This window comes from Frankia sp. CcI49 (assembly GCF_001983215.1).
Classification (GTDB): domain Bacteria; phylum Actinomycetota; class Actinomycetes; order Frankiales; family Frankiaceae; genus Parafrankia; species Parafrankia irregularis.
On sequence record NZ_MOWP01000037.1, the window covers coordinates 97,750 to 114,916 of the forward strand.

The following is a 17,167-nucleotide window of genomic DNA, read 5'->3' on the forward strand; positions in this document are numbered from 1 at the left end:
GCGCTCACGCCCACCGGCGGCCTGCCGGCCGGCTGGCCCGGCCAGGCACCTGCTTGCCCCGCTCCACGCCGGGCCGCCCGGGAGTGTCGGAGAGTCCCGGGCGCACCGGGACGGCGCCGCACACGCAGCCGCCGCAGGCACCCCGCTCCAGACCCGCCGGCGGCTGCCCCCTACTCCGGCTGGAACTCGGCGGCCGCGTCGGTATCGGAGCGGGCCGCCCGCAGGCGCGCGAGCACGCTCAACCGCAGCGAATCCGGCGCCCGCTCACCGCCGCACTTGCGGGCGACAAGCATTTTCACCTCGTGTTCCACGCCGAACTCCCGCAGGCACGGTGAACACTCGTCGAGATGCGACCGGATGAGATTCTGCTGTGAACCGTTGCACTCGCCGTCCAGGTAGAGAAAAACGGCGTCGAGCACCTTCCGGCAGTCAATGTTGTGGCTTGCTCCACAGCTCACGACCCACCGCCCTCGTTCTCGGCGGACCCGGCCGGAACAAGCCCGCGCTCCTGCGCGTACTGCTCCAGCGACTTCCGCAGACCACGCCGCCCACGGTGCAACCGGGACATGACCGTTCCGATCGGCGTGCCCATGATCTCAGCGATCTCCTTGTAGGAGAACCCTTCGACATCGGCCAGGTAGACCGCCATCCGGAAATCCTCGGGCAGGGCCTGCAGCGCCTCGGTGATGTCGCTGTCAGGCAGATGCTCCAGCGCCTCCGCCTCGGCGCTTTTGAGGCCGGTCGACGTGTGTGACTCGGCCTCGGCGAGCTGCCAGTCCTCGACCTGCTCGGTCGGACTCTGCAACGGCTGGCGCTGGCGCTTCCGGTAGGTGTTGATGAAGGTGTTCGTCAGGATGCGGTACAGCCAGGCCTTGAGGTTGGTGCCCTCCTGGAACTGGTGAAACGCCGCGAACGCCTTGACGAAGGTCTCCTGGACGAGATCCTCCGCGTCCGCGGGGTTGCGCGTCATCCGCAACGCGGCCGCGTAAAGCTGGTCGAGGAACGGCAGCGCATCCCGCTCAAAGCGTGCGCCGCGTGCCTCGGCTGTCTCGTCGCCGGTCTCGTCGACCAGGATCACTCCTTCACCGTGCCCGGGACCAGTCACCGGCCCACCGACGACTGCCCGGACCGCCCAACTCTCCGCGCCGGACGATACCCCTGCCACGGACCATGCGCGTGGCGGCGCCGCGGCGTTACCTCCGTGCCCCGGGCGCGTCGCACGACATTCCGTCGGCGGCGCAGCCGAAACAATGTGGTGGGACCTCATCGAACCTCCACGACGCGGCCACCGTGGGAGACGCACCACCTCGGTGCCCCTCGCCCGGTGCCTGCCTCTTGCCCTTCCACTCCGGCAAACCAGCGAACRCCGGTCCCAATTCCCGGTTCCAGCGACGCGAACCTGGGTACCAGAGGTGGACGTGAGCACACATCCGGGGCGCGCCACGCTCTCCTGCGGGCCGCCACGGCCTTCGGCCCTTCCGGGGCCGTCTCAGACCTCGGCATCGGTGCCACCGCCGGCACCGCCAACGCCACCAGAGCCACCGCCGGCAGCAGTGGCCTCGACGCCGGCAGCGCCGGCCAGCTGCCCGAGCAGCCAGGACGAACCGAGATCCGCGGCCTCGTCGGCCACCTCGCCCACCGTCCTCGCGTCACGGACCCGAACCCGGAACGAGTGGTCGGCGCCAGCCACGATCCGCACCTCGACCTGTCGGGACGGGTCGGCCGCCGGGGTTCCGAAGGCGTCACGTTCACCCTGGATCACCAGCACCGGCACACCGGCGTCGGCCAGCTCCGGCTCGCGCGAGGGCCGCCCACCCGGCGGCTGCAGCGGGAAGCCCAGCGCCAGCACCGCGCGGGCCCCGACCGTGCGGGCACAGCGGACCGCCACCCGGGACCCCATCGACGCGCCGGCGAGCCCGAGGAACGCCGGGGAGCCCAGGGCTGCCACCGCGGCCGTGAGGACCCCGTCCAGCCGGCTCGGGCGGTCCGGCGCGCGGCGACCGGCCACCCGGTAGGGCATCTCCAGCGTGGCTACCCGTGTTCCGGCCGCCGCGAGGCGGCCGGCGAGCGCGGTCAGCACCGGCGTGTCGGTGCCGCTGCCAGCGCCGTGCAGCAGCACCACGGTCGCTCCGGGGGGTGCGGCGACACCCGCGAACGTGGCGCCGGCCTGGGCAGACACCGGATCCCCGTCCAGCGGAGCGGGAACTACCCGCAGGCGTCCACCGTCGACAGAGATGAGTTCCCCGATCACCGCGAGCGCTCCGCCGGGCTGGCGTCAGTCACCGGCCTGCCGGCCACCGGCCCGCCGGTCACTGGCCTGCCGGTCGTGGCCCGCGCCGGGCGGGCCTTCGCGGCGAGCGGGGAAACGGCGAACAGGGGAACCGGAACGTGCACGAACGGCACGCGGGTCTCCCTGTTGCCCGAGCCGGTATGGAAGGACACTGCGTGGTCGGCCCGAACATCTGTCAGAATTTCACCTTGCGTGTGTGACATGCCTCGCATCATTGCCCCTCGAAGGGTAGGAACGGTCCATGCTGTCTGGCGCCGACGCCGACGCTCACTCGTCCCGGGCGAACACGAACACGCTGGTCTGTGAGGCCCCGGCCAACAGTGACGACCCCTACTGGGCCTTCTACGAGGAAGTCGCCTCGGCCCAGCTGCGGGAATGGYTGCCCACCGGGCCGGTCCGCGTCCTCGACGTCTCCGGACCGCGTGCCAGGTTCGCACGCCAGATGGCCGCCGCGGGTCACGAGGTGGTGCGGGTGGTCAGCAGCCTGACCATTGACGACGCACCGGGTGCGAGCGACCCGGCGCCCGGCTCCGGCCCCGGCCGGCTGCAGCGGGTCGTCGGTGACGCGCGCTCGCTCGACTGGTTCCGGCCCGGGTCCTTCGACGCCGTCCTCGCCGAGGCACGCGCCCTGTCGTTCTGCCTGGCGACGGAGACGACCCTCGAGGAGATCTACCAGATGCTGCGGCCAGGTGGCCGTCTGCTGCTCTGTGTCGACTCGCTGCTGCTGGGCCTTGCCCGGCTCGCCGAGCAGCACCGGTGGGCGGAGCTTTCGGACGTGCCCCGCGCGGATGTCGTCCTGGTTCCGGCCGAGGACGGCAGCATCACCCGCTGCTTCTGGCCCGAGGAGCTGCGTGCCCTGCTGACCAGCGCCGGGCTGGAGGTCGACTGGATCCGCCCGCGCACCGTGCTCTCGGCCGAGGCGGTCCGCCGGGCCGTCGCCGAGGACGTCTCCTGCTTCCCCACCCTGGTCCGTACCGAGGTCGAGCTGGCCGCCGAGCGCGAGGGCGAGTCGATCGGCATTCATCTGATCGCCTCGGCCCGCCGGCCTGACTGACGGCCGGAATCCGGCATGCTGGCACCGTGACCACCACCACCCGCGAGCAGCGCGAGCAACACGACCCGTGGCCGGCGCCGGTAGCGACCGGGCCGGTCAGCGCAACCGTCGCGGTACCCGGCTCCAAATCCGGCACCAACCGCGCGCTGGTCCTGGCCGCCCTCGCGGACGGGGTCTCCCGGCTGCGTGGTCCGCTCCGCTCGCGGGACACGCTGCTGATGGCGGCCGCACTGCGCAACCTGGGCGCGCAGGTGACGGACGCGCCCGCCACCGACCCCGGTCCGGGCGGCGCCGACCTCGTCGTCACCGGCCCCGTCGGGGCGATCCACGGTGGGCTGGCCTCGATCGACTGCGGCAACGCCGGCACCGTCGCGCGCTTCACGCCGGCACTGGCCACCCTGGCCAAGGGCGACGTCCACTTCGACGGCGACCCGCGCATGCGGGAGCGCCCGCTGACCCCGCTGCTGGCCGCGCTGCGAGAGCTCGGCGCGCGGATCGACGGTGATCGGATGCCGTTCACGGTGCGGGGCGGCGGCGGCATCGCCGGTGGCGCGGTGACGGTGGACGCGTCGACGTCAAGCCAGCTGGTGTCCGGGCTGCTGCTCGCGGCGTCCCGGTTCGAGCGCGGCGCGACCGTGACGCACGCGGGGCACCGGCTGCCGTCGGGCCCCTACCTGGACATGACGGTCGCCGACCTGCGCGCGGCCGGGGTGACGGTGCACGTCGACGTCCCCGGGCCGGACGACCGGCCGGCGGGTACCGCCGACGCGGCGTCCATCAGGCGTTGGCGGGTGGAGCCCGGCGGCCCCGCGCCGCTGGACCGGGTCATCGAGCCCGATCTGAACAGCGCGACTGCCTTCCTCGCCGCCGCGGTCGCCACCGGCGGCCAGGTCACGATCCCAGGCTGGCCCGCCCACACCGAGCAGCCCGGGCGTCTGTTGCCCGAGCTGCTGGTGGCCATGGGCGCCGAGGCGGAGCTGCGCCCGGAAGGGCTGCGGGTCACCGGCGGCGGGCGGATCACCGGCATCGACGCCGACCTCTCCGACTTCGGGGAGGCCGCGCCGGTGCTGACAGGCCTCGCGGTGCTTGCGGATTCCCCGTCCCGGCTACGTGGCATCGCCCACCTGCGCCTGCAGGAGACGGACCGGCTCGCCGCGCTGGCCAGCGAGCTGGGCAAGCTCGGCGCACGGATCGCCGTCACCGACGACGGCCTGCGGATCGATCCGGTGCCGCTGCACGGTGCGCGCCTCGACCCGCACGCCGACCACCGGCTGGCGATGACCTTCGCCGTCGTCGGCCTCGCGGTGCCCGGGGTCACCATCGACGACATCGCCACGACCGGCAAGACAGTCCCCGATTTCGCCCGGATGTGGACCTCGATGCTGGCCGGCTGACACCGTGGCACGCGAACTGGACGAGGACGACGTCCGCACCCGACCCGGCCGGGGCTCCCGGCCGCGGACCCGGATCCGGCCCGAGCACGCCGACGCGACCCGGGCCGTCGTGGTCGCGGTCGACCGTGGGCGCTACACCTGCCGCCCGGGCGGCACGGGCGCGTCAGGAGCGACCGGGGCGTCACGTGGCAAGGCCGGCCGGCCGGGCGGGCGGGCTGGTGCAGGCGAGGCCGACGGGGCGGGCGCCGAGCTGGTCGCCGCCGTGCGCGGCGGGTCGATGCGCCGGACCTCCGTCGTCGTCGGCGACCAGGTCGAGCTCGTCGGTGACCTGTCGGGGCGGCCCGGTTCCCTGGCCCGCATCGTGCGCCGCGAGGAACGAAGCAGCCTGCTGCGCCGGACCGCGGACGACGCCGACCCCGTCGAGCGGCCCATCGTCGCGAACGCGGATCTGCTCGTCATCGTCTGTGCCCTGACCGACCCGCCGCCCCGCACCGGTCTGATCGACCGGTGCCTGGTGGCCGCGTACGACGGCGGGTTGACACCGGTGCTGTGCCTGACCAAGACGGACCTCGCGGATCCCGGCCCGGTGCGGGAGTCCTATGAGCCGCTCGGGCTACCGGTGGTCACCACCCGTCCGGGCGGTGACCTGGACCCGCTGCTCGCCCTCCTGCACGAGGCCACCAGCGTCTTCTTCGGCCACAGCGGGGTCGGGAAGTCGACACTGGTGAACCGACTCGTCCCGAACGCCGACCGGGCCATCGGCGTGGTCAACGCGGTCACCGGCCGCGGCCGCCACACCTCCTCGGCCGCGGTGGCGCTCGCCCTGCCCACCGGGGGGACGGTGGTCGACACTCCCGGGATCCGCTCGTTCGGGCTGGGTGCCGTCCAGCCCGAACGGGTCCTGCTGGCCTTCGACGATCTGGCCGCCGCGACGGTCGACTGTGAGCCCGGGTGCGACCACCTGACCGCTCCGGACTGCGGGCTCGACGCGGCCGTCCAGGCCGGTCGGGTCGACCCCGTACGGGTGGCCAGCCTGCGGCGGCTGCTCGCCACCCGCGTCACGCCCGGCTGACCCGGGGGCACGTGCCCGGCACCGAGTGCCGATGTCCGGTGCCCAATGTCCGATGCCCAATGTCCGATGCCCAATGTCCGATGCCCAGTGCCCGGTGCCGACCCCGGGCATCGGCACTGGTGCTGGTGCCGACGCCCGCGCCGGCACCGGTCCCAGGGCGGCCGGCCCGGACAACCGAGGCAACGGTGCCGCACAACCACTGGCGTCCCAGAACTGCGCGCGGTCGCGCAGGGCTAGCTTCAACCATGTGATCAACAAACCCTGATCCCGATCGGGTGATCATGCTAACGGGGCACCTAGTCTCGGGCTGTGATTGATCAAGGGACGGTGCCGCGCGCGAGCGAGTTCGCCCGCGTAGCCCGCCGCCGGCGCCGGCAGCCGGTGGAGGCCGAACGCGAGATCCTGCGGGCGGCGACGGAGATGATCGGATCCGCCGAGACCAACGTGCCGATCACCGTGGCCGCGCTGATGGCACGGACGGGGCTGGGGCGGTCGGCGTTCTATGCCTACTTCCGCGACCTTCCCGATCTGCTGCGCCGGCTGCTCCACGAGATAGAGGGCGAGCTCTCGGCGACGTCGTCCGCCTGGTTCGACGGCAACGGCGACCCGGCCGAGGACTGCCGGCGTTCCGCGCAGACGCTGGTCGACGTCTACCAGCGGCACGGGCTCATCCTCAGCGCCATCGCGGACGCCGCCGCGGCGGACCCCGACCTCGCGGCCCGCTACCAGCAGGCGACGGTGGACGGATTCGCCGCCGCCGTGGCCGAGCGGGTCGACCGGGAACGCACCCGCGGCGCGGTTCCCGGCGACCAGCACCCGCAGAGCCCACGGGCACTGATGGCGATGACCGATACATATCTGCGCGAAACGCTCGGCCGCCATCCGCGGGCGGATCCCGCCGTCGTAGTGAGAACGCTCACGCTGGTGTGGTCCCAGGCCCTCTACGGGCGGACACCTGCCGACCCGGCGGAGCCGCCGACCCGCACGGCGACACCAGATAACAGCGGGCCAGCGGCCCCTGACGAAGTGCCCGCGGCCCGAGACGGCCGGATCGAGGCCGCACGCCCGGTGGGCGCAGGGCTGATCCCGCGACGTCGAAACTCGTAGTCTTCCCTCGTGACTCCGTCAAACCCGAGCCCCGTCAGCGCCAACCCGGCCGGGGCGGTCGACCCCACCGGCTGGCTGGCCGACGACCTCGCGCTCGCACTGAGCCTCGCCGACGCCGCCGACCGGATCACCCTCTCCCGTTTCCAGGCGGTGGACCTCCACGTCGAGTCGAAGCCCGACAACACCCCGGTCTCCGACGCGGACACCGCCGTCGAGTCCATGATCCGTGAGCGCCTCGCCGTCGCGCGGCCCGGCGACGGCGTGCTCGGCGAGGAGGAGGGCCTCGTCGGTGAGAACACGCGCCGGCGCTGGATTCTCGACCCCGTCGACGGCACCAAGAACTTCGTCCGCGGGGTGCCCGTGTGGGGAACCCTGCTCGGTCTCGAGGTCGACGGCGAGATGGTCGTCGGTGTCGCGAGCGCACCGGCGATGAGCCGGCGCTGGTGGGCCGCCCAGGGCATGGGCGCCTTCACCCGGAACGCCACCGGTGACACCCGCGCCCTGCGGGTCTCGTCCGTCGCCCGGTTGTCCGACGCGTTCCTCTCGTTCGCCTCGATCGAGGGCTGGCGGACGGCCGACCGGCTGCCGGAGTTCCTCAGCCTCGCCGAGCAGGTCTGGCGCAGCCGGGCCTACGGCGACTTCTGGTCGCACATGATGGTCGCCGAGGGCGCCGTCGACCTCGCCTGCGAGCCCGAGGTCTCGCTGTGGGACCTCGCCGCCCTCCAGATCATCGTCGAGGAGGCCGGCGGGCGCTTCACCGACCTGCGCGGGCAGCGCGGGCCGTCCCACGGCACGATCCTCACCACGAACGGCCACCTGCACGACCTCGCCCTGAAGCACTTCACCAGCTGAGCCGCCGGTGACGCGCCCGACGCACCTGACGCGACCTGCCCGGACCTCGGCCCGCCCGGTGCGGCTCCGGGTGGTCGGCGCGCGGCCGGCACCATCATGGTGATCGGCTTCGCGCACCGCGGCGCGCCGGCTCTCTGCCAGCGGGAGAACGCCCTGCCGGCTTTCCGGCGCGCGCTGGCGGCGGGTGCGAACGGCCTGGAGTCGGACGTCTGGCTGACCGCCGACGGYGTCCCGGTGCTGCGGCACGATGCGACCCTGGGCCCGGCCTGGCTCCCGTGGCGGCGGCGGGTGGCGGAGCTGCGCCGGGCCGACCTGCCGAGGTGGATGCCCACCCTCGCCGAGCTCTACCAGGACGCCGGCCGGCCCTTCGAGCTCAGCCTGGACCTGAAGGGCCGCCCCGCGGGGATGTCCACGACGGCAGCCGCCGAAGCGGTTCTCGCCGTCGTCCGGGCCGAGGGCGGCCAGGCCGCCCTGCGGCGGCTGTGGCTGTGTGGCCCGCTGTCCGACCTACGGGCGTGGCGGCGGCTCGACGGCGATGTCAGGTTGGTGAACTCCACCTCGGCCGCGGAGGTGGCCGCGAACGGCGGTGCCGCCGCGTATGCCCGCGTCCTGCGGGACGCCGGCGTGGACACCCTGAATCTGCGCACGCGGGAGTGGACGCCGGCCCGGGCCGGCATCGTGGCCGACCTGCACGCGGCCGGAATCCTTGCATTCGGGTGGGACGCACAGTCCACGGCGACGCTGCGGCGGTTGCTCGGCTACGGTCTCGACGGCCTCTACTCGGACCATCTGCACCGGCTGGTCGCGGTGACCGCCACGCCGAGGCCACGGCGACCACTTACCTCGGACGGCTGACCACTTACCTCTGATGGCTGACGGCCGGTCCTTGAGGGCTGCCCGGTTCCGGACAGCCACCGGGCACGGATACCTAACGGGAATCCGATCATCCGGAACCGCTCGCCCGCAATAAGTGACACACACGAGAACAAAGAGTCACCCGATTGGGGGTGACTCACAGGCCGAATGTGACTGTACCACTACTAGGACGATTGACCTGACCGCCCCAATTCAGTGAAGTTCTCAGAGTCAGCCAGAGCGGAAGACCACACATCGTGGCCAAGACGTACGCGATGAGGCGCCGACAGCAGACACGCTCGGACGCTTTGTTGACACRGTCGGCAACCGGAACCACAGGCCCCTGCCCGACTCGAAGGATCTCGACGACTCCGAACACCCGGAAGCATGCCCACAGCACCGGGCCCGCGACTCCACGAACGCCGGGATGAAGGACTAGTCAGTCTTTGACGGCGACGTCGAGCATCTTCGCGGGAAAACCTGTCCGTTCCGCGACGTTCTCGATGGAGTACCCCTGCTCGACGAGGTCACGAGCCTGTTCGAGGGTCCAGCCCCGACCGGGGTCGACCCGACGGACGACCACCTCACTCGCCTGATGATGTTCCTGCGGCCAGCTCAGTCGCGCACGGCGTGCCAACGGTCGACCTCCGAGGTTTTGACGGGCATTAGCGTTACCAGCCAAGGATAAGCCAGAAACGCGCCTTCCCGCTCCATGAACTTCGCGATAGCGGCCACGCCAGAGTAATGCGCAACCGTCACGGGGACACCCCCGTGTCCCCCACCACCTCCACACCATCATCTGGTCGCCGGACGGAGCCACCCGTCGGCACCGAAGCAGCCGCGTTACTTCGACCGAGGTCGGCGTGGCGGGATGTCGGTTGGACATGTCCACTTAACTTGCCCGGCCGGTACTTGTCGGGCGAGTTGTTGTCCGGTAATGTCCACGGCTCGCCTGAGACAGATGAGGACAAGTACACCCGGCACGTTGCTTCGCCGAGGCATCTCGCGCCCAGATCCCGCCGCCGCGGCATGAGCGCCCATCGCACCGTACCCCGCTGCGAACGGCGCCCGGCGGTTACGAAGGTCATCCGCCGCCGACAGCGGTACCTCCGCCAGCGGGAGCCGGTCGCACCCCTGGCGGGGGTGCCAACGGCTGCGGCCGGCCCGCACCGCGGTGACCGCCCGCACCGCGGCGGCCGACGCCCTCACCACGGCCCCCGCCCTCACCACGCCTGTCTTCAGCGCGCTCGCCCTCACCGCGCTCGCCCTCACCGCGCCTACCTTCACCGCGCTCGCCCTCACCGCGCTCGCCCTCACCGCCCTCACCGCGCTCGCCACCCGAGCCGTGGGAGCGCAGCAACGCGCGCCACTGGCGATCCGAGTGACTGGCCGGCCGGGTGGTGGCCAGAAAATCCTCCAGAACAGCTTGAAATCGGACCGGATCCGAGTGGTGCGGATAATGTCCGGCGTCTGGAAAGATCTCCAGGTGGCTTCCCGGCATGGCCGCGTGCGCGATCCTGGCGTGTTCCACCGGGATGACACCGTCGTGCTCACCCCACACGATCAGCGAGGGCATACCCGCAGCGAGATAGCACCGGTCGAGCATGGTGATCGCCTGTCCCCTGCCGTCCACGGCGGAACGCAGGGTGCGCAGGAACGCCTGCCGGGCCGTCGACACCTGCAGCGAGGCGAAGACCCGCATCAGATCGTCCGCGTCCCGGCCCACATCGGTGTGCAGCAGCCGCAGCGCGCCCACGACCATCGGGCTGACCCCACGGACCGGCGCACTGGCCAACAGCGACAGCACATGACCCGAGCCCGGGACCGTCGCGGCCCGCAGGAGCGGGTGCAGGTCCGGCCCGACACCTCCGGCCGAGACCAGGACGAGCCGTTCGCAGCGGGCCGGGAACTGGTAGGCGAACTGCATCGCCACTCCCCCGCCCAGCGAATGGCCGACGACGGTCACGCGCTCGATGCCCAGGACGGTGAGCAGGTCCCGCATCCCGCACGCATAGCCCGCGACCGAGTAGTCACCCCGAGGCTTGTCCGAAAGGCCGTGCCCGAGCAGGTCCGGGGCTATCACCGTGTGGCTCCGTGCCAGCTCCGGGATCAGGTCACGCCAGGTTCCCGAGTTGTCCCCGATACCGTGGATCAGCAGGAGTGCCGGGCCCCGGCCCGCCCGCAGATAGGCGCGCCGATATCCGTGCACGGTCACGAAGCGGCTGCGTAGATCCTTCCCGGCTCCTGGGCTCCGCGTGACCACCCGCCGCTCTTCCCGACTTCCGGCCACCGACCGTCACCGCCGCCCGCCCTGGAATGCGAAGTTGTGCATGACGTGCTTGATACGGGTGTAGTCCTCGAGCCCGTAGACGGACAGATCCTTTCCATATCCACTCTTCTTGAACCCTCCATGCGGCATCTCCGCGACGATCGGAATGTGCGTGTTCACCCACACGCAGCCGAAGTCGAGCCGCCGGGTGACACGCATCGCGCGCGAGTGGTCAGCTGTCCAGACGCTGGACGCAAGTCCGTACTCCACGCCGTTCGCCCAGGTCACAGCCTCGTCCTCGGACGAGAACGTCTGGACTGTCACCACGGGGCCGAACACCTCCTGCTGGACCAGCTCGTCCTCCTGGCGCAGCCCCGCGATGACGGTGGCCGGGTAGAAGTACCCGGGCCGGTCATCGGTCGTCCCGCCGGCGAGCAGGCGGGCGTGCTCCGGCCTGCGCTCGACGAACCCGCTGACCCGCTCGAGCTGGCCGGCACTGTTGAGGGGCCCGAAGTCGGCGTCGGCGTCRGCGCCTGAGCCAGCGCGAGCGCCAGCGCTGGTGCCGGGGGGCGCTCCCGGCTGGCGGGGCGGGCCGGTGACGGTCACGCGCGCGGCCTCGGCGAGCGCGTTCGCCAGTTCGTCGGCTATGCCTGGCCCGGCCAGCACCCGGGTGGCCGCCGTGCAGTCCTGCCCCGCGTTGAAGTACGCGGCACCGGCGATGGCGGGCGCCACCTCCGCCGGGTCGACGTCGTCGAAGACGATCACCGGCGCCTTGCCGCCGAGCTCCAGATGCACCCGCTTGAGGGAGTCCGCCGCCGCCCGGGCGATCTCCATCCCGGCCCGGACGCTGCCGGTCACCGAAGCCATCGCGGGACCGGGATGGGCGACCATCGCACGCCCGGTATCACGATCACCACAGACCACATTGAGCACACCCGGTGGCAGGAACTCCGCGGCGATCTCGGCCAGCAGCAGCGAGCTGGCCGGCGTGGTCTCCGCCGGTTTGAGCACGACCGTGTTCCCGGCGGCCAGTGCGGGCGCGATCTTCCAGACCGCCATCATCAACGGGTAGTTCCACGGCGTGACCTGAGCACAGACCCCCACCGGCTCACGCCGGACGTAACTGGTGTGGTCCGCCAGGTACTCCCCGGCGGCACGTCCCTCCAGCAGCCGGGCGGCGCCGGCGAAGAACCGGATCTGGTCGGCCGACGGCGCGATCTCCTCGTCCAGGGTGAGCTGAAGCGGTTTCCCGGTGTTCGCGCACTCCACCGCGGCGATCTGGTCCGCCCGGCTCTCGACGGCGTCCGCCAGCCGCAGCAACGCACGGGACCGCTCGCCCGGGGTGGTGTACCGCCATTCCTCGAAGGCCTCCGCCGCGGCGCGTACGGCCCTGTCGACGTCCACCTCCGCGGAGATCGGCGCGTGGGCGAGGATCTCACCGGTGGAGGGATCCAGTACCGGCATTGTCCGGCCATCCCGCGACGGCACCGACTTCCCGCCGACGAAGTTGTTCAGCGTCCGGTCCATCCGCCTTCTCCCTCTGCTGGCGTTCAGTGCGCGCTTCCTCGGGTCCAAGGCCCCTACCCATCGGACCCGATGGTTCCACGAACCTTTCGACGCGGATAGCGTGCCGGGCCGACTCCTCGACAATCGAAACCTTCGTTTATGGGCGTTTTGGAAGTCGCTCAGAAACCCGCTGTCGGCCCCGGCATCGGGTGGATGCGACCCTGATGCGGGTCCCGGGACGGATGCGGGGCCCGGGGACCGGGGACCGCAGTGGTTGCGGTCGCGCGCCTGGACCGGCAGCCACGACGACCGGCACGTCCCAGCGGAGGCACGGACACCGTGAGCGACAGCGACACCCGCCCGATCGACACCCGCCCGTTCGAGACCGGACCGATCGAGACCGGATCAGGCGAGAACGGGCCAGGCGAGACCGGATCGGACGAGACCGGATCGGACGACGCCCGACCAGGCGACAGCGGCGCGGACCGCGCGTTGGTGAGCCCGACCGGCTGGTCGCTATGGGCCGGCGCCCCGGACGAGCCGGGCCGCCCGCTCGGTCCCCGCGCCCGCGGCGCGCTCACCGCCGACGTCTGCGTGGTGGGTGCTGGTTACACCGGCCTTTGGACCGCCTACCACCTCGCCCGCACCCATCCGGCGCTGCGGGTGGTCGTCGTCGAGAAGGAGACCGTCGGCTTCGGCGCGTCCGGGCGCAACGGGGGCTGGTGCTCGGCGCTGTTCCCGACCGCCGCGCTCGCCGCGCAGATGCGTCCCGCGCTGGCGGCGACCATCGACGAGATCGGGGCGATCGCCCGCGAGGAGGGCATCGACTGCGACTTCGTCAAGGCCGGGACGCTGCGCGTGGCCACCACGCCGGCCCAGGCGACCCGCCTGCGCCGCACCGCCGGCACCGAGTGGCTGGACGCGAACGAGGTCGCCGGGATCGTCCGGGTCGCCGGGGCCGAGGGCGGCGTGCTCGACCCCGACTGCGCGGTGCTGCATCCGGGCCGCCTCGTGCGCGGGCTCGCGGCCGCCGCCGAGCGCCGCGGGGTCACGGTGTTCGAACGCAGCCCGGCCCGCCGCATCGTTCCGGGGCGGGTGGTCCTCGACGGCGGGGTCGTGCGCGCCGACGTCATCGTGCGCGCCACCGAGGGCTACACCGCCACGTTGCCGGGGCTGCGCCGCGAGGTCGTGCCGATCTACTCCCTGGTCGTGGCGACCGAGCCGCTGGGCCCCGCGACGTGGGACGAGATCGGCTGGGAGCGCAGGGTGGCGGTGACCGACGACCGACACATGATCATCTATGCGCAGCGCACCGCCGACGGACGGATCGTGCTCGGCGGGGAGGGCACGCCGTACCACTTCGGCTCCCGGATCAACCCGTCCTTCGACGTCGAGCCGGCCATCTTCGACCAGCTGCGGCAGACCCTCGCCACGTTGTTCCCAGCCGCGGCGACGGCTCGGATCACGCACCGCTGGGGCGGACCGCTGGGCGTGCCCCGCGACTGGACGCCATCGGTCCACCTGGACCGCGCGACGGGGCTGGCACACGCCGGCGGCTACGTCGGGGACGGGGTGGCGGCGAGCGCGCTGGCCGGCCAGACCCTGGCCGAGCTGATCACCGGGCGCAGCTCGGAGCGGACCGGCCTGCCCTGGGTGCGCGGCGAACGGCGGCGCTGGGAGCCGGAGCCGCTGCGATGGCTCGGCATCACCGGCGGCACCCGGCTGGCCCGCGCGGTCGACGCCAGGGAGAACCGCACCGGTCGGCCGTCCCGGCTCGGTTCCGTCCTGGCGGCGCTCACCGGGGGCCACTGACCGCGGGAGGCCGTACGGGCCGCTGCATGTGACGCGGCGCGCTGCCGGCAGCGGCTGCCAGCGGCAGCGGCTGCCAGCGGCACTGTCAGCGGCCCGCAGCCAGCGGCACTGTCAGCGGCGGCGGCACTGTCAGCGGCGGGCGAGGTCTCCCGCCATCGCGTCCAGGCTGTCCAGGTAGCGGTCGACGTCCGCGTCGGTGTGCTGCACGGACAACGTCCACTCCTCCTCGCGGCCGGGAGCCATCAGCACCGCCCGATTCGCGTTGTAGAGCCAGGCGAGCTCCGGGAGGGCCGCGTTCTGGTGCGCCATGAACGAGGTGTAGTCGCGGATCGGGGCGTCGGTGAAGTGGACGCAGCCCTTGGAGCTGATCCCGACCGGGTAACCAGCCAGGCCGTGCCGGGCCAGGATGTCGCGGCAGCCCGCCATCAGCCGGTCGTTGAGCCGGTCCAGGTGGGCGTATGCCTCGGGGGTCAGCACCTCCAGCAGGTTCGCGCGCGCCGCCGCCATCGCCAGGGGGTTCCCGTTGTAGGTACCGACCTGCTTCACCTTGTCCGAGGCGACCACCGCCATCAGCTCCTCGGTGGCGCCGATGGCACCGGTCGGCAGCCCGCCGCCGAGCGCCTTGGCGAGGGTCACCATGTCCGGGAGCACGCCGAACCGCTCGACCGCGCCGCCGGCGGCGACGCACAGGCCGGTCTTGACCTCGTCGAAGATCAGCACGATGCCGTGCCTGCGGGTGATCTCACGGACGGCCTGCAGATACCCGGGCTCGGGCAGCACGACTCCCAGGTTCATCATGGCCGCCTCCATGATCACACAGGCGGGCTTGCGGCCCTCGGCCTCGAGCGCCTCGATCCGTCGCTGCATCGCGGCGGCGTCGTTGAACGGCACCGCCACGGTGAGGTCGACGACGGCCTGGGGGATCCCGGCTCCGTAGCTGAGGGAGTTCATCCGGTCGGGCGGGCCGATGTCGTCGTACGGCGCGCCGATGGAGACCATCACGTAGTCGTGGTGCCCATGGTAGGAGCCGAAGATCTTCATGATGGGGTCGCGGCCGGTCACCCCGCGGGCGATCCGGATCGCGTCCATGGTCGCCTCGGAGCCGGAGTTGACGAAACGCCACTGCGGCAGGCCGAAGCGGCGGGCCAGTTCCTCGCTGACCACCACGGAGTCCTCGGTCGGCATGGCGAAGTGTGATCCGAGCGGGATCCGTTCGCTCACGGCCCGCACGATCGCCGGGTGCGCGTGGCCCTGCACCATCGAGCCGTACCCGTTGTGGAAGTCGGAGTACTCGTTGCCGTCGACGTCCCACACCCGCGAGCCACTGCCGCGGGTGAGATAGATCGGCCAGGGCTCGCGGGCCTGGTAGGACGACGGGACCCCGCCGGTCATCGTCCGCGCCGCCCGGATGTGCAGGGCCCGCGACCCCTGCGTACGGCTCTCCAGCGCGCGTTCCTCGCGCGCCATCAGGCCGGCGATCGTCTCGGCGGAAACGTCGGGACCAGAAGACAGGGTCGTCGCGTCCGGAACCATCACCGCGCCCTCCTCTGCTGTCGCCTACTGAAATCGTAGACCCAGGATGGCGTTTACAATGGAATCGGTGGAAAGCAAGGGTTGTGAAGACCGCATCCCTATTGGTGCCACGACCGCAATACGATGACGCACAGCGAGTAACCACCCCACGATCGACGTCCGTCGGACGAACCATCCAGGAGGATGTCGCGTGCAGCCACGCCGGTCGCCCGGTCAGCGCCAGGCAGCCGAACCGCTGCTGGATGACATCAACAAGGCGATCATCGAGCAGCTCCAGCAGGACGGGCGGCGCTCCTACGCCTCGATGGCCGCCAGCGTCGGCCTCTCGGAGGCGGCGGTACGCCAGCGCGTCCAGCGCCTCCTCGACGCCGGCGTCATGCAGATCGTCGCGGTGACCGATCCGCTGCGCGTCGGCTTCCGCCGTGAGGCCATGGTCGGCGTCCGGGTCTCCGGCGACACCCGCGAGGTCGCCGACGCGCTCGCCCAGCTGCCCGAGGTCGACTACGTCGTGCTCACCGCGGGCACCTTCGACATCCTGGTCGAGCTGGTGGCCGAGGACGACGAGCACCTGCTGTCCCTGATCAACGATCAGATCCGGGCACTGCCGCAGGTCAGGGAGACGGAGACGTTCGTCTACCTGCGCCTGGTCAAGCAGACCTACTCCTGGGGCGCCCGCTGACGGCGGGGCGTCGACAAAACGACAAGAACCACCCGCGAGCAACCATGAAGAGCCAACGGGAGTCCAACCCTTCACGAGAACTGGTTGCTTCCGGCTCGATCGAAGAGGAGACCATGGCGCTCGTCCACCATGACCCGCGGGACGGCATCCTGATCACGAAGATCGGGCAGGCGGAGATCACTGTCCGGCCTGAGCCTCCCGCCAGCACAGGCGCGGCACCCGTCGTCCTGCTGCGGGTCGACGCCCCGATGCTCGACAGCCTGGCCGCGGCCTATCTCGACCCCGACGAGGCCCGCGCCCTGGCCCGATCACTGCTGTGGGCAGCCGACCAGCTGCGCCCGGCAAGCCCCTGGCGGACACCCCCACGACCGTGACAGGCGCGCGTCCGACCGGCGCGCCGGTCGGACGCGGTCAGCGATCCAGCCGAGCGGCCAGCGGTCCGCCGTCCGCCGTCAGCCGTCAGCCGTCAGCCGAACTCGTAGCGGATCGGCAGATGGCTGAGCCCGCCGGCCACGATCAGAGAGTCGTTCATCGCCGGCCCGCGCCCGCTCGGGCCGGCAAGCCGAGCCGAGCGGGGCGAGCGGCCACCGCCAGACGGCAACCGGGTTCGTTCCTGGAGCGCGAACCTCGCCCGCACGACCCGACTACCGATCTTGACCGGGCATCAGCGCCGGCACGCGGACCTCGCGGAATGTCGTCCCGGTAATTATTCAGATGCGGAGAACCGGTACCCGCGCCACTGTT

General features: G+C 71.9%; 18 protein-coding genes. 9 read left to right on the top strand and 9 right to left on the bottom strand.

Features of this window, described 5'->3' with window-relative positions:
• Positions 1–170: 170 nt before the first annotated feature.
• The 4 genes from rsrA to CcI49_RS42305 all read right to left on the bottom strand — a co-directional run bounded on the left by rsrA (position 171) and on the right by CcI49_RS42305 (position 2,403).
• Positions 171–458 (bottom strand): mycothiol system anti-sigma-R factor, encoded by a 288-nt coding sequence (gene rsrA / locus CcI49_RS32325; protein ID WP_006539772.1) that lies wholly within the window; start codon positions 456–458, stop codon positions 171–173.
• A complete protein-coding gene (locus CcI49_RS32330) occupies positions 455–1,267 on the bottom strand; it encodes a sigma-70 family RNA polymerase sigma factor (RefSeq protein WP_235497699.1) in 813 nt (270 codons plus the stop codon). Before CcI49_RS32330 ends, rsrA begins: the two co-directional genes overlap by 4 nt.
• Before the next feature lie 222 nt (positions 1,268–1,489).
• Positions 1,490–2,251 carry an alpha/beta family hydrolase gene (locus CcI49_RS32335; RefSeq protein WP_235497701.1) on the bottom strand — a complete coding sequence of 254 codons (762 nt, stop codon included), beginning with the start codon at positions 2,249–2,251 and terminating at the stop codon, positions 1,490–1,492.
• The gene (locus CcI49_RS42305) at positions 2,248–2,403 is read right to left on the bottom strand and encodes a hypothetical protein (RefSeq protein WP_158230848.1); all 156 of its coding nucleotides are present in this window, start codon (positions 2,401–2,403) and stop codon (positions 2,248–2,250) included. Before CcI49_RS42305 ends, CcI49_RS32335 begins: the two co-directional genes overlap by 4 nt.
• 128 nt (positions 2,404–2,531) lie before the next feature.
• Between CcI49_RS42305 and CcI49_RS32345 the strand changes: the two genes are divergently transcribed.
• The 6 genes from CcI49_RS32345 (at position 2,532) to CcI49_RS32370 (ending at position 8,624) form a co-directional block, all read left to right on the top strand.
• On the top strand, positions 2,532–3,344 hold the full coding sequence (locus CcI49_RS32345; RefSeq protein WP_054565132.1) for a methyltransferase domain-containing protein: 813 nt from the start codon (positions 2,532–2,534) through the stop codon (positions 3,342–3,344).
• A gap of 26 nt (positions 3,345–3,370) precedes the next feature.
• Positions 3,371–4,738 carry a 3-phosphoshikimate 1-carboxyvinyltransferase gene (gene aroA, locus CcI49_RS32350; RefSeq protein WP_076833013.1) on the top strand — a complete coding sequence of 456 codons (1,368 nt, stop codon included), beginning with the start codon at positions 3,371–3,373 and terminating at the stop codon, positions 4,736–4,738.
• Positions 4,739–4,742: 4 nt separating this feature from the next.
• On the top strand, positions 4,743–5,810 hold the full coding sequence (rsgA, locus tag CcI49_RS32355; protein ID WP_054565134.1) for a ribosome small subunit-dependent GTPase A: 1,068 nt from the start codon (positions 4,743–4,745) through the stop codon (positions 5,808–5,810).
• 327 nt (positions 5,811–6,137) lie between these two features.
• Positions 6,138–6,917: a TetR family transcriptional regulator gene (locus CcI49_RS32360; RefSeq protein WP_076833018.1), complete on the top strand. Its 780-nt coding sequence runs from the start codon at positions 6,138–6,140 to the stop codon at positions 6,915–6,917.
• Between the two features lie 9 nt (positions 6,918–6,926).
• On the top strand, positions 6,927–7,769 hold the full coding sequence (hisN, locus tag CcI49_RS32365) for a histidinol-phosphatase (protein ID WP_054565136.1): 843 nt from the start codon (positions 6,927–6,929) through the stop codon (positions 7,767–7,769).
• A 96-nt stretch (positions 7,770–7,865) separates the two neighbouring features.
• Positions 7,866–8,624: a glycerophosphodiester phosphodiesterase gene (locus CcI49_RS32370; RefSeq protein WP_076833022.1), complete on the top strand. Its 759-nt coding sequence runs from the start codon at positions 7,866–7,868 to the stop codon at positions 8,622–8,624.
• Positions 8,625–9,063: 439 nt separating this feature from the next.
• Here CcI49_RS32370 and CcI49_RS41775 read toward each other — a convergent pair whose 3' ends face one another.
• From CcI49_RS41775 to CcI49_RS32385, 3 genes are all read right to left on the bottom strand, one after another.
• Complete coding sequence (locus tag CcI49_RS41775; protein ID WP_006544926.1) at positions 9,064–9,261, bottom strand: hypothetical protein; 198 nt, start codon at positions 9,259–9,261, stop codon at positions 9,064–9,066.
• Positions 9,262–9,708: 447 nt separating this feature from the next.
• Positions 9,709–10,887, bottom strand: a complete 1,179-nt coding sequence (locus CcI49_RS32380) for an alpha/beta fold hydrolase (protein WP_076833025.1) — start codon at positions 10,885–10,887, stop codon at positions 9,709–9,711.
• A gap of 33 nt (positions 10,888–10,920) precedes the next feature.
• Positions 10,921–12,420 (bottom strand): gamma-aminobutyraldehyde dehydrogenase, encoded by a 1,500-nt coding sequence (locus CcI49_RS32385; protein ID WP_076833028.1) that lies wholly within the window; start codon positions 12,418–12,420, stop codon positions 10,921–10,923.
• Positions 12,421–12,738: 318 nt separating this feature from the next.
• Between CcI49_RS32385 and CcI49_RS32390 the strand changes: the two genes are divergently transcribed.
• Positions 12,739–14,211: an FAD-dependent oxidoreductase gene (locus tag CcI49_RS32390; RefSeq protein WP_076833032.1), complete on the top strand. Its 1,473-nt coding sequence runs from the start codon at positions 12,739–12,741 to the stop codon at positions 14,209–14,211.
• Between the two features lie 129 nt (positions 14,212–14,340).
• Here CcI49_RS32390 and CcI49_RS32395 read toward each other — a convergent pair whose 3' ends face one another.
• The gene (locus tag CcI49_RS32395) at positions 14,341–15,744 is read right to left on the bottom strand and encodes an aspartate aminotransferase family protein (protein ID WP_054565141.1); all 1,404 of its coding nucleotides are present in this window, start codon (positions 15,742–15,744) and stop codon (positions 14,341–14,343) included.
• A 190-nt stretch (positions 15,745–15,934) separates the two neighbouring features.
• Between CcI49_RS32395 and CcI49_RS32400 the strand changes: the two genes are divergently transcribed.
• Together CcI49_RS32400 and CcI49_RS32405 are read left to right on the top strand one after the other, a co-directional pair.
• Positions 15,935–16,423, top strand: coding sequence for an Lrp/AsnC family transcriptional regulator (locus CcI49_RS32400; RefSeq protein WP_006544921.1), 489 nt, complete (start codon positions 15,935–15,937; stop codon positions 16,421–16,423).
• Between the two features lie 113 nt (positions 16,424–16,536).
• Positions 16,537–16,797, top strand: a complete 261-nt coding sequence (locus CcI49_RS32405) for a hypothetical protein (protein ID WP_054565142.1) — start codon at positions 16,537–16,539, stop codon at positions 16,795–16,797.
• Positions 16,798–16,889: 92 nt separating this feature from the next.
• Here CcI49_RS32405 and CcI49_RS44285 read toward each other — a convergent pair whose 3' ends face one another.
• Positions 16,890–17,024 (bottom strand): hypothetical protein, encoded by a 135-nt coding sequence (locus CcI49_RS44285; RefSeq protein ID WP_277872772.1) that lies wholly within the window; start codon positions 17,022–17,024, stop codon positions 16,890–16,892.
• Positions 17,025–17,167: the final 143 nt, after the last annotated feature.

What these genes read in the sequence shown, in the direction of transcription:
- CcI49_RS32330 (WP_235497699.1), bottom strand. Translation starts at nt 1,267, where the DNA reads ATGAGGTCCCACCACATTGTTTCGGCTGCGCCGCCGACGGAATGTCGT.
- CcI49_RS32395 (WP_054565141.1), bottom strand. Translation starts at nt 15,744, where the DNA reads ATGGTTCCGGACGCGACGACCCTGTCTTCTGGTCCCGACGTTTCCGCC.
- CcI49_RS32405 (WP_054565142.1), top strand. Translation starts at nt 16,537, where the DNA reads ATGGCGCTCGTCCACCATGACCCGCGGGACGGCATCCTGATCACGAAG.